This window comes from Actinomadura madurae (assembly GCF_900115095.1).
GTDB lineage: Bacteria > Actinomycetota > Actinomycetes > Streptosporangiales > Streptosporangiaceae > Spirillospora > Spirillospora madurae.
The window spans coordinates 91,884-106,662 of record NZ_FOVH01000013.1 but is presented as its reverse complement, the minus strand read 5'-3'; the positions used below and the strand labels follow the sequence as shown (position 1 = coordinate 106,662).

The window sequence follows — 14,779 nt, the reverse complement described above, 5'->3', positions numbered from 1 at the left end:
ACGCCTCACTCGCTTCCGGCGTGCAGGCGGCGGACCAGGACGAGCAGGAACGGCGCACCGACCAGCGCGGTGATGATGCCGATGGGCAGCTCCTGCGGGCTCAGCACCATGCGGGCGGCCAGGTCTGCCCACAACAGGAAGGTCGCGCCCATCAGCGCGGCGACGGGAACGACCCGGCGATGCGCGGCCCCCACGACCCGCCGGGCCAGGTGCGGAACCACCAGCCCGACGAAACCGATGCTGCCCGACGCCGACACCAGCACCCCCACCGCCAAGGACACCAGGACCAGCAGCACCAGGCGGAACCGCGCCGGCGAGATCCCCAGGGTGTGCGCGGTCTCGTCCCCGATCGCCAGCGCGTCCAGCCGGCGCCCCCACAGGGCGAGCGTCAGCGTCACCAGGGCGACGGCGACCAGGACCACGGCCAGCGGCACCGACCAGTGCGCGAGCGCCAGCGTGCCCAGCAGCCAGAACAGCACCGACCGCGAGCCCTCGGCCGAGTCCGAGGCGAAGATCAAGAAGCTGGTCAGCGCGTAGAGCGCGTACCCGACGGCCACCCCGGTCATCAGCAGCCGGGTCGAGGTGACCCGCCCCGCCGTACGCGCGATCACGAAGACCAGCAGCGAGGCGGCCAGCGCGCCCAGAAACGCGGCGATCTGCAGCGCGTGCTCACCCCACCCGGCACCGAAGCCGAACAGGATCGCCGCCGCCGCGCCCGTCGACCCGCCGGAGTTGACCCCCAGCAGGTACGGGTCGGCGAGCATGTTGCGCACCATCGCCTGCAGAGCCGTCCCGGTGACGGCGAGCCCGGCGCCGACCGCCGCACCCAGCAGCACCCGCGGCAGCCGGACCCGCCACACGATCGAGTCGTGCGCCGCCCGCCAGGTGACGTCGGCCGGGCTGCCGATCACGTGGTGGCCGACGATGTCGAAGACGGTCGTCGGCGGCACCGACACCGCGCCCATCCCCACCGCGGCGACGGCCGTCCCGCAGAACAGCGCCGAGAGCCCGGCCAGGAGCAGCAGGTACCGGCGCCGCCGGGAGGATGCCCCCAGGTCGTCGAGGTCGTGCTCCGGTCCCGCGACGGCCAGGACCACCGGTGACGAGCCCATGCATCCCCTCGGCTACTGCAACTTATATGCAACAACTAAGATCATGCAGGAGTGTCCTGTCAAGCGACAGGAAACGAGTGGAGCCGGGAGCATGCTCAAGGCCGAGATCGCCGGATGACCCCGCAACGCGTTGACACGCTGACCCGGCAACCACCGCCCCCTGATCAGCGCGCAAACGGTCCAGGTACGCGGGGGCGGCGCCCGTCAGTCTGGCGAAGGCTCGTTCTTAGACCGCGGTGCCGGACCCGGCGGCGGTGAAATGTTGGGCGGCGACATGGGTTCCGAGCCCGCCGCGCTGAAAACCGCGCAGGATCGCCTGAACTGTCGGCACGACCAGAGAGATCAGTGCGCCCAGGAGGGCCGGGCCGAGCTGCTCCGGGGGCGTGGTTCGTTTGGGGAGGCCATGGCCGCGCACCCGCCTCACCCTGCCCGAGGGCCGTCCCGGTCAACGCGGTCGGCCGGGGGGCTGCGGCTCAGGCCTCCCCGAGTCAGGTGGCGGGTTGGACGCCGAGGCTTCGCAGCACGAAGGTGGTGACGCGGTCGACGGTCTCGTCCAGGTCGCGGGTGCCCTGTCCGAGCGGGTAGCGCTCGGCCCCGAGGCACGCGTGGACCAGGTGGGCGGTGCCGGCGGGATCGCACGGGGCGAACTCGCCCGCCCTGACGCCGTCTCCGATGATCTCGGCGAGGAGCCGGCCGAGCGGGCCGACATGGGCGTGCATCTGCCGGTAGCCGTCCGGCCCGAGCAGGGTCGCGAGCTCGGGCCCGGCGGGCTGGGGGTAGGCGGCGAAGTCGGCGAGCTGCTGCCGGACGTAGACCGTGATGCGTTCGGTGGGCCCGGTCGCGTCCTGGAGCGCGCGGTTCAGCTCCCTGGTGAAACGCGTCGTCTCGTACTCGGCGTGCGCGATCAGGAGTGCGCGGACGTCGGCGAAGTAGTTGTAGACGACGCTGCGATTGACGCCTGACCTCGCGGCGACCTCGGCCATCGACAGCCTGTCCACGCCGTCGGTGGTCATGATCTCGCGGACGGCCACCAGGATGCGCTCCCGCATGGCGGCGCGGTGCTGATCGAGGGATCCGGTGATGCGGGGCACGCCCTGCATGCTAGGCGATCACCTTTCTGTCTCGTCCTGACCAGCCAGGACGAGGGCGCACTCCTGAGAACGGTCTGATACTACGTGACGTAGTACCAAATTGTCTGTATGGTGCGGTGCGTGTCGACCGAGATCAGGACGGGCCCGGTGGATCCGGCCGCCGGTGTCGAGGCGGTGTGCACGGCGAGCGGTCTCAGCCGCGGCTACCCGGACGCCGGAAGGCTCGCCGTGGACGGCGTCTCCTTCAGCGTCCGGCCCGGCGAGGTGTTCGGGGTGCTGGGCCGCAACGGCGCAGGGAAGACGACGCTCGTGCGGATGCTGGCCGGGCTGCTGCGCCCGGACGCCGGGTCCGTGCGCATCGGCGGGTCGGACGTGACCGGGCAGGCAGCGCGCGCCGCCGCGCATGTGGCCTACCTGCCGCAGAGCGAGTCGGCGCTGACCGACATGACCGTGCGCACGGCAGTGCGGACGACGGCACGGCTCCGCGGCCTCCCCCGCGCTCATGCCCGCCGCGAGTCCGCCGAACTGCTCACCGAACTCGGTCTCGAAGACCTCGCGGACGTCCGCATCGAGCGGCTCTCGGGAGGTCAGCGCAGGCTCGCGGCGGTGGCCACCGCGCTGACCGGGCAGCGACCCGTCCTGGTGCTGGACGAGCCGACCACCGGCCTCGACCTCGACGCCCGCCGGACCGTCTGGCAGGCGCTGGACCGGCGACGCGCCGGCGGGACGGCCATCGTCCTGGTCACGCACAACGTCCTCGAAGCCGAGACCCTCCTGGACCGCGTCCTGGTCCTGCACAAGGGACGAACCGTCGCCTTCGACACCCCCGGGCGGCTCAAGGACCGGTTCGGCGGCCTCGTCCGGCTTCACCTGGTCTGGCGCCATGCCCCGCCGCTCGCCCCCGGCGATCTCGGCGGCGAGATCCATGAGCGCGGGAACCGCTGGTCGGCGCGGCTTCCGGTCCGGGACGCGCAACGGGCGCTGACGCAGATCCTGTCCGGGCCCGCGTACGCGGCGCTCGACGACTTCAGCCTCGCGCCGCCCAGCCTGGAGGACGTCCTTCTCTCCTGCGACACCGGCGAGGTTTCCTGATGGCGTCCACGTCACTCCGGACCTTCGCACCCGGGACCTTCACGCCGGTGGCCGCGACCATCGCCGCCGTCCACACCGCGCAGTCCGGCCGCGCCCGCGCGGGCGGCGGCGCCGTGGTCATCGTCGCGACCGTCCAGTCGCTGGCGATCCTCGCGCTCCTGCGCGGCGTCGGCGGGTCCGCCGAGCAGGCGTCCCGCGCCGCGGTCGTGTCCGGGGCGGTCCTCACGGTCGTGGCGTTCATCGCCTGGAACCTGCTGGCCCAGCGGCTCTCGGCGCTCAAATCGGCCGGCGGCCTGGACTTCTACGGGACGCTGCCGGTCCGGCCCACCGCCGTCGTCCTCGGCTTCTGCACCTGCTACGCGACGTTCGCCGTCCCCGGAGTCGTGGTGACCGCGGTCGCGGGAACCGCCCTGTTCGGACTCCCCGTCGCCCCCCTGTGGGTGCTGCTCCCGGCCGTGCTCACCTCGGCGATCACCTTCGGCGGCCTCGGCGCGCTCAGCGGCCTCGCCCCGGCGCGTCCGGAGACCGCCACGCTCGCGGGGCAGTTCGGCCTGACCGCCGTGATGTTCGTCGGCTTGATCCCGCCGCAGTCGCTGCCGGACTGGTCGTCACCGATCCGAGCCGCCGTGCCGATCGCCTACGACATCGACGCGTTCGCGTCCGCCCTGACCCCGCACCCCGACTGGACGGCGATCGCGCTGCGCCTCACCGGTTCGGCCGTGTTCGGCGCCTGCTGCCTCGCCCTCGCCGCCCGCGCGTACCGCACCGCCATGAACCGCTGACATGGCCGGGTCGGCGGGTCAGGTGATCGGCCACATATTCAGGCTCCCGATATGAGGCGCAGCACACCGCAGGTGGGAGGTGGACCGGTCCCCGGCCCGGGATCATGAAGTGGCAACCACAGGACGGCGGTGAAGAGTGGCTCCCGCCACGTGGCCGCCCACGCCGCCGGTCGAGCAGCATGGCGTCCGCCACGGGCTTGATCGATGAGTCCGGTTTCCCACCCCCGGGAGCTGCACATGCCCATGCTTCGCAGATCATCCGTCTTCTCGGCCCTGCTGGGGCCGCTCCTCGCGACCCCTCTGGTGATGGCCGCGCCGGCCGCGCAGGCCGACGCCCGCTGCGCCCACATGAACAAGGTCCGCGTCCCCGGCGCGGTGCATCAGGTCGCCGCCTGCCTGGACGACCTGACCACCGCCGGCACCGTCGCCTCGGGCCACACCGACAAGACCGACTGGCAGGGCCTGCACTCGGTGGCCACCCGGAACCCGAGCGGAGTGCCGGGGATCCAGATCGACGGCTACTTCCGCGACGACTCCTCGTTCAACACCACCCACGGCTGGAACCACGACTCCCAGTTCGTCATCCGCCTTCCGAAGAAGTGGAACGGCGGACTGGTCGTCTCCGGGGCGCCGGGAAACCGCCGGCAGTACGCCAACGACTTCACCATCTCCGACTGGGTGCTGTCCAAGGGGTACGCCTTCGCCTCGACCGACAAGGGCAACAACACCGCGCAGTTCTACAAGGACGGCAAGCGTCCCGGCGACGCCTACCGGGAGTGGTACTTCCGGATGACCCAGGTCACCGTCGCCGCCAAGGCGACCGTCCATCGCCACTACGGCAAGGCCCCGCGCAGGACGTACGCGGCGGGCATCTCCAACGGCGGGCAACTGGTGCGCTGGGCGCTGGAGAACCACCCCGAGCTGTACGACGGCGGCATCGATTCCGAGGGGACACTGTGGCCGCGCAAGGGGCGGAACGCGCTGACCTACCTGCCGGTGGCGCTGCGCAACTACCCCAAGTACAAGGCGACCGGCGATCCCAAGGCGCACGCCGCGATGCTGAAGGCCGGCTTCGCCCCGGGCTCGGAGTTCCTGTGGGACTTCAACTACACGGCCATCTGGGACGGCACACAGCGAAGGGCCCGAGAGGAGCTCGACCCCACCTACGACGGCGACCTGGACGCGGGCATCCCGTACTGCGAGAGCGGCACACCCAACTGCGACGCCGACTACGAGTACTTCTCGCGTCCCCGCAAGGTGCACGACGCGGTGAAGCGGATCTCGCTCACCGGCCGCATCCGCAAGCCGCTGATCACAGTGCACGGGACGTTGGACAGCCTGCTGCCGATCAAGGTCCACGGCGACGTGTACGCCTCGCTGGTCCGTTCGCACGGGGCGGGCCCCCTGCACCGCTACTACCGGATCGGGGGCGCCTCGCACCTGGACATCGAATACGACATGTTCCCGGACAGAATGCGGCCGCTGCTCCCCTGCATGCGGACGGCCTTCGAGGCCCTCGAACGCTGGGTGGGTCCGGGCGGCGGTCAGGCGCCCCCGCCCAGCGCCACCATCCCGCGCCAGACCTCCGGTGACGTGGTCAACGCCTGCGCCATCGGCTGATCGGCTTTCACGGATTCAGCCGAGTGCTCGGCGGAGCTCCTCGACGTCCACGCCTACGGCGGACAGCACAGCGTGGCACGGGTCGTCGGGCTCCGCCAGCACCGCGGACAGAAGGTGCGTGGTACCGGTCGACGGGCTCTTGCGCTCATTGGCGAGCAGGCGTGCGCGGGTCACCGCCTTCTCGGCGCCACCTTCCATGTCCGGAATGAGCGACCCTGCCTGCGGCCGGTCGCCCGCCGGGATCAGCTCGGCGACGGCGCCCAGCACCGCGGACGGGGTGGCCCCTCGGGTGCGCAGCAGTTCGGCGGCGCCGTTGACCTGGGCGACCCCGTCGCGGAAGCGGTGGCCGGCGATGGCGATCTGGTCGTCCAGGACGAGGATGGAGAGCAGGAGATGCGCCGTGGTCACGCTGGAGTGTCCGAGCCGGACGGCCTGACGCTGTGCCTCCGAGCGCACCGTGGGCACGACGGGCGACCCGTGGCCACCGCTGGTGAGCCACCTGCCGATGCGGCCGCCCCATCCCCGGCTTGGAGCGTGGTCGAGCATGCCCAGGTTCCGGAGCCCGTCGAGGCTGAGCATGTTCGGCTTGCCGTTCTGGCGCACGGTCGGAAGCACGGCGAGCCTGGCGATGAGTTCGTCCCGGTCCAGCCGCCGTTCGAGCAGCGCCTCACTCGCCCGGTTGCCGGGGTCGTGCAGCAGTCCCATGAGCAGGTGGGTCTCGTTCGCCCAGGCGACGCCGAGTTCGTGAGCGGACACGAGCATCCGGCCGAGCGCGGCGGCCAGCGCGCCGGAGGGCAGCGGAGGCCGGCTCTCCGGCGCGGCCGATGTGTCGGTCGGCTTCGCCTTCCGGAAGGCGACCCACCCGGCCTCGTGCAACAGCGCGGTGACCGCGGACGCGGTCGACGGGTCGCCGCCGCCGTCGTCTTCGCTCAGCCAGACCGTCTCGTCCTTGGCCAGGATGACCCCGCGCAGTCCGCCGTTGTCGCGAGACAGCAGATCCACTGCCGCGGATTCGCCCCTGAGCAGTGCGAAGAGCAGGTGCTGGGTTCCCACGGTATCGCCGGTCTGGGCGGCTTTCCGGTACGCCTGGGCCAGCGCACCCACGACCTCCAGGGAGGCGTCGGTGGTGCGGGTCTGCGATGCGTTCATCATGCGATCTCCTTCCTTGATCATCACGAGGTAGCCTATGAACGCGCCATTTCGCGGGACATCTGCCGATCAGCCGGACTTCGTGGCCGATCGGCCATCATGAGGGAGCCGACCGGCGTAGCACGCGAGCCGCGTCCCGGACGAAGGTAAGGTGTTCGCAGATTTCTCCGCTGGTCGAACGGGCCCGCTCCCTCCGCGCGGACGTCGTCCGCGAGGCGCGGGAGGCGCGGGCCGCCGTGCGCTCCGCGCCGCGTCATGTGGTGGCCGGCGAGCTCGCGATGTCCCTGACGGCGCTCGCCCTTGGATTCCTGCCGCTCTGGGCGTCACCGCCGTCGCCGGGCCTCGTGGCCGCCACCGCGGCGAGCGCCTGCTGGGCGGCTCTCCTGGTCCCCGCGCGCAGGCGCTGGCCGGCCGCGACCCTGGTGGCCACCGCACCGGTGCTGGGCGGCACCAACGTCGGGGCGATAGCGGTCCTGCCCGTCATCGCCTACTCGACGGCACGGCGCATCCGTCCCGCCCGGCGCCTGTGGACGATGGTGCTGGTGACCGCGGGTGCCGGCCTCCCCCTCAGCGTCGCGTCGGAGATGAGCTCCTCGGTCGGGCTCGGCGAGGCGCTCGCCGGTCACGTGCTGAGCGCCGCGTTCCTCCTCCCGCTGCCGGCCTGGTCCGGGAGCCTGATGGGACAGCGCCGTCCCCTGGTCCGGTTGCTGCGCGAACGCAACGAGTACCTGGAGCGGGCGCAGGCGCTCAGCGGGGAAAAGGCGCGCATGAAGGAACGCGCGCGGATCGCCACCGAAATGCACGACATGCTCGGACACCGGCTCACCCTGATATCGATTCACACCGGGGCGCTGGAGATCACCATGGCCGAGAAGGCCCCGGAGGTGAGCGACCAGGCCGTGGTCCTGCGCACCACGGCGGCGACGGCGATGGCCGAGCTGCGCGAGATCCTCGGGGTTCTCCGCGACCCCATGGAGGGCGCCACCGAGACCGCCGGAGAACACAAGGGAACCCGCACCGATATCGCCGACCTCGTGACCGAATCCCGGCGAGCCGGAATCGACGTCGACCTGGCGTGGGCCGGCGAGGACCTCGGCGACGCGGACCCGCGGACGCGCCAAGCCGTTCACCGTGTCGTCCGCGAAGGCCTGACCAATGTGCACAAGCACGCTCCCGCCACACGCACCAGGGTCGAGGTCGCCAACGACGCCGGCCGTGTCCGCGTACGCGTGATCAACGGCCCGGTACGGGGCACGCCGCAGCGTGGCCCCGGCACCCGCCAGGGACTGGTCGGCCTGGACGAGCGGATCGCCCTGCTCCACGGAGCCCTCACCGCCGGTCCCACGCCCGAGGGCGGATTCGTGGTCGCGGCCGACCTCCCTCTGCGTCCGCCCGTCCCCATGCCCGGCGACCCCGCCATGCTGCGCGATGTACCCGAACCGCCCAAGCCGCTCGACGGCGAGGTGCTCACGATGCCCCGGGCGCTGGGCGCCGGATGCCTCGGGCTGCTGGTACTCGTCCCGGTCGTCCTCGGCACCGCCGCGCTGATCGTCGCCCGAGCCCTAGAATGACGCGCGTGATCCGGACCCTGATCGCCGAGGACGAGGCGCTCATGCGAGCCGGCATGCGCCTCATCCTCGACCACGCCGACGACATCGAGGTCTCGGCCGAGGTGACCGACGGCCCCTCCGCCGTCCATGCCTGCCGCGAGCAGCAGATCGACGTCGCCCTGCTGGACGTCAACATGCCCGGCGGCGACGGCCTCGCGGCCATCCCGGGCATCGTGCGCGAATCCCCCGAGACCAACATCGTCATGGTCACCGCCTTCAGCGACGACCACAACGTCGCCCAGGCTCTCCGGGCCGGGGCCGTGGGATTCCTCCTCAAGGACACCGGCCCCACCGAGCTGATCCAGGCCGTGCGCGTGGCCGCCACCGGGGAGTCGATCCTGGCCCCGCAGATCACTCGCCGGCTGATCGAACGCCACCTGCTCTCCGACGACGGCGCCGCGACGGCCAAACGCCGGATCGAGCGGCTCACCGACACCGAACGCGACGTCCTCCGCCTGGTCACCGCGGGCCTGTCGAACGCGGAGATCGGCCAGCGACTCCACATGGCCACGGGCACCGTGAAAGCGCATGTCAGCCGCATCCTCACCAAACTCGACTGCGCCAACCGGACCCAGGCCGCCATCCTGGCCCACGACGCCGGTCTGCCGACCGCCCAATGACCCTTCGTCAGGTCAGGGGCGGTTCCCATGCGGGCGGGAGGCCGAATCCGGCGAGCAGATCGGGGCCTCCGGAGAAGACGGTGATGCGGGCGATGCCATGGGGGGTCGTGGCCAGGACGCCGAGGCCGAACGCGCGGTGGATCCCGTCGGCGGAGCGGAGGTAGGCGGCAGCGGCGGGCTGACCGTTGGCGAGGACGGGGGTCATCCGCCAGTCGCCGGGCGATCCGCTCACCTTGGCGAGGTAGCGCAGGCAGGTCGCGATGCCGGAGAACCAGGTACGGGTGCCGACCATCTCGATGGCGGCGTCGGTGCGCAGCGCCCGTTCCAGGGCCCGGGTGTCGGCGTTCTGGAAGCCGGCGATGTACTGCTCCAGGAGCGCGCGGGCGTGTGGAGCGGTGGGTTCGGTCAGCCGCTCGCGTTCGGGAGCGGCCTCGTCGAGACGGGCACGGGCCCGCTGCAGCGCGCTCTTGACCGCCGGGACCGTGGTGTCGAGCATGGCCGCGACCTCGGCGGCGGGGAAGCCCAGCACTTCGCGCAGGAGGAGCACGGCGCGCTGCCGCGGCGGCAGGTACTGCAATCCGGCGATGAGCGCGAGCCGCAGGCTCTCGCGTGCGGCGGCGATCGCTGCGGGGTCGTCCTCCTCCGGAGTTACCAGTGCGTCCGGGATGGGCCGTAGCCAGGCCACGTCCGGGTCCGCCCCGTGTTCGGGCAGGGCGTCCGGGTCGTCGGCCGGAGCCCCCAGGCCGGACGGCAACGCCCGCCTGCCGCGGTCGCGCAGGGCGGTCAGGCACGCGTTGGTGGCGATGCGGTACAGCCAGACCCGCAGCGATGACCGTCCCTCGAAGGTGCCGTAGGAGCGCCAGGCCCGCAGGTAGGTCTCCTGGACGAGGTCTTCGGCCTCGTCCGCCGATCCGAGCATCCGGTAGCAGTGCGCCAGCAGCTCGCGCCGGAACGGCTCAGTGCCGCGGGCGAACTCGTGCTCGTCGGGCACCCGCCCCTCCCCTTCTTCGCCATGAGCCGGTCACAGCCCGAGTCTGGGACGAACCCATCCGGCCATCCTGCCGATAGCGTCGTCGGCCTCCGGAGCCCTACCCGCGGCCATCTGGAAGGTGTGCTGCATATCGGGAAAGACGTCCAGCCTCACGTCGACGCCGGCCTTGCGGGCGTGCTCGTCGAGCATGCGGGCGTCGTCCAGCAGCGTCTCGTCCCCTGCCACCTGGATGTAGACCGGTCCGAGGCCGGCCAGATCGGCGTGCAGCGGGCTCGCGAGCGGGTCCCGGGGATCGCCGCCCTCACCCAGGAAGGTGGCCGCGAGCATCCGCACGGTCTCGGGGTAGAAGAAGGGATCCTTGTCGCGGTTGGTCTCGTAGGACTTTCCTGCGGCTTCCATGTCCGTCCACGGCGAGAACGGCATCGCGGCGGCGGGCAGCGGCAGGCCCCGCTCCCGCGCCCGGAGCTGAGCGGTGATCGACAGCCCGCCTCCGGAGGAGTCGCCGGTGAAGGCGATGTGAGCGGGGTCGATCCCCTGATCGAGCAGCCATTGGTAGGCGTCGACCGCATCGTCCACCTGCGCCGGATGGGTGTGGGCGGGAGCCAGGCGGTAGTCGAAGACCAGCGCCCGCATCCCTGCCGCCTTGGCCAGATGACCGAACATCTTGCGATGCGTGTAGATCGAGCCGCTGACGAAGCCGCCGCCGTGCATGCACAACAGGACCCGGTCCTGGACGCCGTGCTTGGGCACCAGCCACATCGCGGGCATGCCGTCCGCCTCGGCCTCGGTGTAGTCCACTCCCCGCGGTTCGGCGGTGAGGTCACCCCAAGCCTCGTCGTCGGGCTGCCCGGCGTCCGGCCGGGTCATCGCCTGCCGTGCCGCCGCCCAGTGCCGCCTGACCGCTTCGGACTGCCTGCTCGTCATCCCCCCTCCTCCGTCCTGGCCGCGAGCACCTGGCGTTCGCCGGTCATGATGATCCCTCCGGTTCTCGGGACGTGCCCTTCACCCATGCAGACCACCGCCCGCCGGAAAGGAATCGCGCTCCCTTGCCGAACTTCTCGGGGCGGCCCGCCCGACAGCGGCGCAGGGCCTGTGACGTTGGTTTCAGCGTTCAGCGGGTGACAAGGGCATACGGCGGCGGGGAGCCTCCGGAGATCGTCCACCGTTTGAGCTCCGTCCACCAGGGGAGGACACTGGAACCAGATACCGGCTCCTTGGTGTCATCAGGGTCCAGAAGCGTGGCCCACCTTTACCTCGATTTCGAGTGAGGTGGCCCGTGTCCATGCCCTTCAGAACGCCGACCGGAATCACCGTCGAGCTCACCGGCCAACACGCGGTCCTGCGGTTGCCGAGCCAGGTCGATTTCGCCAATTACGACGATCTGCATACCTGCGCGCAGCGGTTGCTGGACGACGGCGTCCCCGCCATGATCTTCGATCTCACCAGCTGCGAGTACTGCGACTCCAGCGTCGTGGACGCGATCCTGCGCGCACACCGCCGCGCCGGCGAGCTGAACACGCCCCTGACCCTGCGGCTGCCGCCTTCCGGGATCGTGCGCCGTGTCTGCGCGATCACGGGCGTGACCCGCATCGTGCCCTTCGAGGAGTCCGCGGCCTCCGTCCACCGAGAATCGCGCTTCCGCCTCGGATCACCCGAACGCCGCTTCCGCCGCTGACCGCCTCCCCCGGCGCCGGCGCGCCGGTCAGCCCTCCAAGACGCTGAAGGCGGGGACGCCTGCCGCTGGTTCGGACAGGCATCCCCTTGCACCGGCGGACGCCGCGGCACTATCGCCGGGGCTGTCGATCCCCTAACCGAGATAACGAACTTCACACACGACGCACTCGCCAGGACGAGTGATCGTTAAAGTTGGGCGAGCAGGACGGATCGGTGGTGCATGGCTTCTCAGAGCGGGTGATTGCATGGGAAGGGACTTGTCCGGTGGGCGTGAACCCGAGCATCTGGCGAACGCGCTGGCGCAACTGGCGCGCAACCTGCTGAGGCAGCCGACGGTCCAGGCCACGTTGCGAGAGATCGTCTCGGCATCGATCAAGTTGGTGGACGGCTGTACCGACGCGAGTGTCATGGTGGTGCACCGCGGAGGGACGCACGTCCTGGCGGCCTCCAGTTCGCTGGCCCGTGACTGTGACGAGATGCAGGCGCGGTTGGGCGAGGGGCCGTGTTTCGCGGCCGCGCGGGACAACGTCCAGTCGGTGCGGATCACCGACATGACCCGCGCCGACGAACGCTGGCCGCGTTTCGTGCGCGGGGCGCGGGAGCTGGGGATGGGGTCGATGCTGGCGTTCCTGCTGTTCACCGACATCGATGACCCCAAGCAGCCGAACCTGGGATCGCTGAATCTGTACACGCGCGAGTCCGGCGCGCTCACCGACCGCTCCGAGCAGATCGGGTGGCTGCTGGCCTCCCACGCCGCCGTCGCGCTGGCAGGGGCCAACAGCGAGGAGAACCTGCACGCCGCCATCTCCTCGAACCGGCGCATCGGCGAGGCCACCGGCATCCTGATGGAACGCCACAGGATCACCGGCGACGACGCCTTCGCACTGCTGTCGCGCGCGTCCCAGAACCACAACATCAAGCTCCGCCACGTGGCCGAACGGCTCATCGAGACCAGGCAGCTGCCCGACGCCCGCTGACCCGGGCGTCAGGGCGCGAGGTCGCCGCTCAGAGCCTTGACGCCCCTTGCCGCCGCCTCGTGCAGGTGCGTGTCGCACAGCTTGGTCGCGCGCTCGGCGTCGCGGGACGCGATGGCCTCGACGAGAGCGCGGATCTCCGCCACGACCTGGGGTGGACGTCCCGGCTGGGAGAGCGAGGTGGCGCGCAGGAGCCGCACCCTCGCCTGCACCCGGCCGAGGATGTCCTGCAACGTGGGACTCGCGGCCCCGTCGAGAAGGACGCGGTAGAAGTCGTCCTTGGCCTGGAGCAGCGCGAGCATGTCCCCGCCCTCGGCCACCACCGCCTCCACGCCGTCGACGGTCGCCCGCAGTGCCTCCACCGTGTCCGCCGGGGCGCGTTCGATGAACCGCCTCACCGCCAGCGTTTCGAGGGACGCCCGTACCGCGTACAGGTCCTTCGCCTCCTCCGGAGAGGGGGCGTAGACCACGGCGCCCTTCTTCGGGACCACCACGACGAGCCCTTCGGCGGTGAGCTCCCGGAGCACCTCCCGGATGGTCGTCCGGGAGACGCCCATCCGCTCGATGAGCTCCCGTTCGACGAGACGCTCGCCCGGCTTGAGGTCGAAGTTCAGGATCGCGTCCCGCAGCCCGCCCAGGACCTGCTCGCGCAGCGGGGCGGCGACGCGGCCCACGTGGATTCCGCTCAGCGCGCCGGTCAGCGAGTTCTCGCCGCTCGCCATGTCATGATCCCGCGGTGGCCGGACCCCGCGAGCCGTGCTCGGCCTCCAGCCAGCGCACGATCTCGGTGTGGTCCGCGTCCGCGGGGAGGACGCCGGCGGCCCGGGACCACAGGTCGGCGGCCGCCTCCCCGAGGCGGGCCGGCCATCCGGTGGCCTCCGCGAGCCCGACGGCGATGCGCATGTCCTTGAGCATGAGGCGCAGCCCGAAGCCGGAGTCGAAGCCGCGGTCGAGCACGAAGCGCGGCCACTTGGCCTCCGTGGAGGCGCTGCGGCCGCTCGACACGTTGATCGCGTCGAGCATCACGGCGGGATCCAGCCCGAACTCCCGGCCCGCCATGATCGCCTCCGAGCTGGCCAGCAGATGGGTCGCCGACAGGAGGTTGTTGAGCGCCTTGAGGGCGTGCCCCGCGCCGACCGGCCCGACGTGCATGACCTTGCCGCCCAGGACTTCCAGCAGGCCCCGCAGCCGCGCGACCGGTTCCGGTTCCCCGCCGGACATGACCGTCAAGGTGCCCTTCCGGGCGCCCGCCACGCCGCCGGACACCGGCGCGTCCACCAGCGGGACGCCCCGGGCGGCGGTCTGCGCGGCCAGTTCCCGGGTCCGCAGCGGTTCCGAGGAGCTCATGTCGACCAGGACGGCGCCCTCCGCCATCCGGTCGAGCAGGCCGTCCCCGATGACCACCGAGTGGACGATCGCCGAGTTCGGCAGCATCGTGACGACGGCGTCGGCGCCGTCCGCCACCTCCGCCGCCTCGGTGACCGGCGCCGCGGTGGCCTCGGCGAACCTCGCGCGGACGGCGGGGTCCGCGTCGTATCCGCGCACGGCGTAGCCGGCGTCGGCGAGGCGCCCGGCCATCGGGAACCCCATGTTGCCCAGCCCGACGAAGCCCACGACGGAACCGGGACCGATGGCCCGCTGGTCAGTCATGCGAGCGCACCTCGGCCAGCACCGTGTCGGCGACGCGGAAGGCTTCCAGGGCCGCCGGGGCTCCGCAGTAGACCATCGTCTGCAGCAGCGCCTCCTGGATCTCCTCCTCCGTGCAGCCGTTGGTGATCGCGCCGCGCACGTGGACGGCGAGTTCGTGCATCCGGCCGAGCGCGGTGAGCATGGCCAGGTTCAGGAGGCTGCGCGTCTTGCGGTCGAGGCCGTCGCGCGTCCAGATCTCGCCCCAGCAGTACTCGGTGACGAGGTCCTGGGCGGGACGCGCGAAGTCGGTCGCCTTCGCCAGGGACCGGTCGACGTGCTCGGCGCCCAGAACCTTCCGCCGGACCGCCAGCCCCTCGTCGAAACGATCGGTGGCCTGGTGCTTCGTCATGCGTGTACCCCATCTCGAGTCGTGTC

General features: G+C 71.4%; 15 protein-coding genes. 7 read left to right on the top strand and 8 right to left on the bottom strand.

Annotated features, from left to right (window positions below; translation table 11 throughout):
* Positions 1–5 precede the first annotated feature (5 nt).
* Both BM339_RS31335 and BM339_RS31325 read right to left on the bottom strand, forming a co-directional pair.
* A complete protein-coding gene (locus BM339_RS31335) occupies positions 6–1,112 on the bottom strand; it encodes a FecCD family ABC transporter permease (protein WP_075023210.1) in 1,107 nt (368 codons plus the stop codon).
* 488 nt (positions 1,113–1,600) lie between these two features.
* Entirely contained in the window at positions 1,601–2,203 is a 603-nt protein-coding gene (locus BM339_RS31325; protein ID WP_024933960.1) for a TetR/AcrR family transcriptional regulator, read from the bottom strand.
* Positions 2,204–2,323: 120 nt separating this feature from the next.
* Between BM339_RS31325 and BM339_RS31320 the strand changes: the two genes are divergently transcribed.
* The 3 genes from BM339_RS31320 to BM339_RS31310 all read left to right on the top strand — a co-directional run bounded on the left by BM339_RS31320 (position 2,324) and on the right by BM339_RS31310 (position 5,697).
* Entirely contained in the window at positions 2,324–3,295 is a 972-nt protein-coding gene (locus BM339_RS31320) for an ABC transporter ATP-binding protein (RefSeq protein ID WP_200871666.1), read from the top strand.
* On the top strand, positions 3,295–4,077 hold the full coding sequence (locus BM339_RS31315) for an ABC transporter permease (protein WP_021592484.1): 783 nt from the start codon (positions 3,295–3,297) through the stop codon (positions 4,075–4,077). The genes BM339_RS31320 and BM339_RS31315 overlap by 1 nt, the downstream gene beginning before the upstream one ends.
* A gap of 237 nt (positions 4,078–4,314) precedes the next feature.
* Positions 4,315–5,697: a tannase/feruloyl esterase family alpha/beta hydrolase gene (locus BM339_RS31310; RefSeq protein ID WP_021592483.1), complete on the top strand. Its 1,383-nt coding sequence runs from the start codon at positions 4,315–4,317 to the stop codon at positions 5,695–5,697.
* A gap of 15 nt (positions 5,698–5,712) precedes the next feature.
* Here the strand turns inward: BM339_RS31310 and BM339_RS31305 are convergent, their stop codons facing one another.
* A complete protein-coding gene (locus tag BM339_RS31305; protein WP_075023208.1) occupies positions 5,713–6,849 on the bottom strand; it encodes a Clp protease N-terminal domain-containing protein in 1,137 nt (378 codons plus the stop codon).
* 257 nt (positions 6,850–7,106) lie between these two features.
* Between BM339_RS31305 and BM339_RS31300 the strand changes: the two genes are divergently transcribed.
* Positions 7,107–8,417: a sensor histidine kinase gene (locus BM339_RS31300; protein ID WP_218163810.1), complete on the top strand. Its 1,311-nt coding sequence runs from the start codon at positions 7,107–7,109 to the stop codon at positions 8,415–8,417.
* Positions 8,418–8,422: 5 nt separating this feature from the next.
* A complete protein-coding gene (locus tag BM339_RS31295; protein ID WP_024933959.1) occupies positions 8,423–9,076 on the top strand; it encodes a response regulator in 654 nt (217 codons plus the stop codon).
* 7 nt (positions 9,077–9,083) lie between these two features.
* Here the strand turns inward: BM339_RS31295 and BM339_RS31290 are convergent, their stop codons facing one another.
* Positions 9,084–10,067 (bottom strand): sigma-70 family RNA polymerase sigma factor, encoded by a 984-nt coding sequence (locus tag BM339_RS31290; RefSeq protein ID WP_021592479.1) that lies wholly within the window; start codon positions 10,065–10,067, stop codon positions 9,084–9,086.
* Positions 10,068–10,097: 30 nt separating this feature from the next.
* Positions 10,098–10,991 carry an alpha/beta hydrolase gene (locus tag BM339_RS31285; RefSeq protein WP_021592478.1) on the bottom strand — a complete coding sequence of 298 codons (894 nt, stop codon included), beginning with the start codon at positions 10,989–10,991 and terminating at the stop codon, positions 10,098–10,100.
* A gap of 358 nt (positions 10,992–11,349) precedes the next feature.
* On the opposite strand from BM339_RS31285, the gene BM339_RS31280 reads away from it, so the two are divergent.
* Positions 11,350–11,742 carry an STAS domain-containing protein gene (locus tag BM339_RS31280; RefSeq protein WP_075023206.1) on the top strand — a complete coding sequence of 131 codons (393 nt, stop codon included), beginning with the start codon at positions 11,350–11,352 and terminating at the stop codon, positions 11,740–11,742.
* 244 nt (positions 11,743–11,986) lie between these two features.
* Positions 11,987–12,718, top strand: a complete 732-nt coding sequence (locus tag BM339_RS31275) for a GAF and ANTAR domain-containing protein (protein ID WP_021592476.1) — start codon at positions 11,987–11,989, stop codon at positions 12,716–12,718.
* Between the two features lie 8 nt (positions 12,719–12,726).
* On the opposite strand, the gene BM339_RS31270 is transcribed toward BM339_RS31275, so the two are convergent.
* The 3 genes from BM339_RS31270 to pcaC are packed head-to-tail and all read right to left on the bottom strand — an operon-like array spanning position 12,727 to position 14,753.
* Positions 12,727–13,437, bottom strand: coding sequence for a GntR family transcriptional regulator (locus BM339_RS31270; RefSeq protein ID WP_075023205.1), 711 nt, complete (start codon positions 13,435–13,437; stop codon positions 12,727–12,729).
* A 1-nt stretch (position 13,438) separates the two neighbouring features.
* Positions 13,439–14,365, bottom strand: a complete 927-nt coding sequence (locus BM339_RS31265) for an NAD(P)-dependent oxidoreductase (RefSeq protein WP_075023204.1) — start codon at positions 14,363–14,365, stop codon at positions 13,439–13,441.
* Positions 14,358–14,753, bottom strand: coding sequence for a 4-carboxymuconolactone decarboxylase (gene pcaC / locus BM339_RS31260; protein ID WP_021592473.1), 396 nt, complete (start codon positions 14,751–14,753; stop codon positions 14,358–14,360). The genes BM339_RS31265 and pcaC overlap by 8 nt, the downstream gene beginning before the upstream one ends.
* Positions 14,754–14,779: the final 26 nt, after the last annotated feature.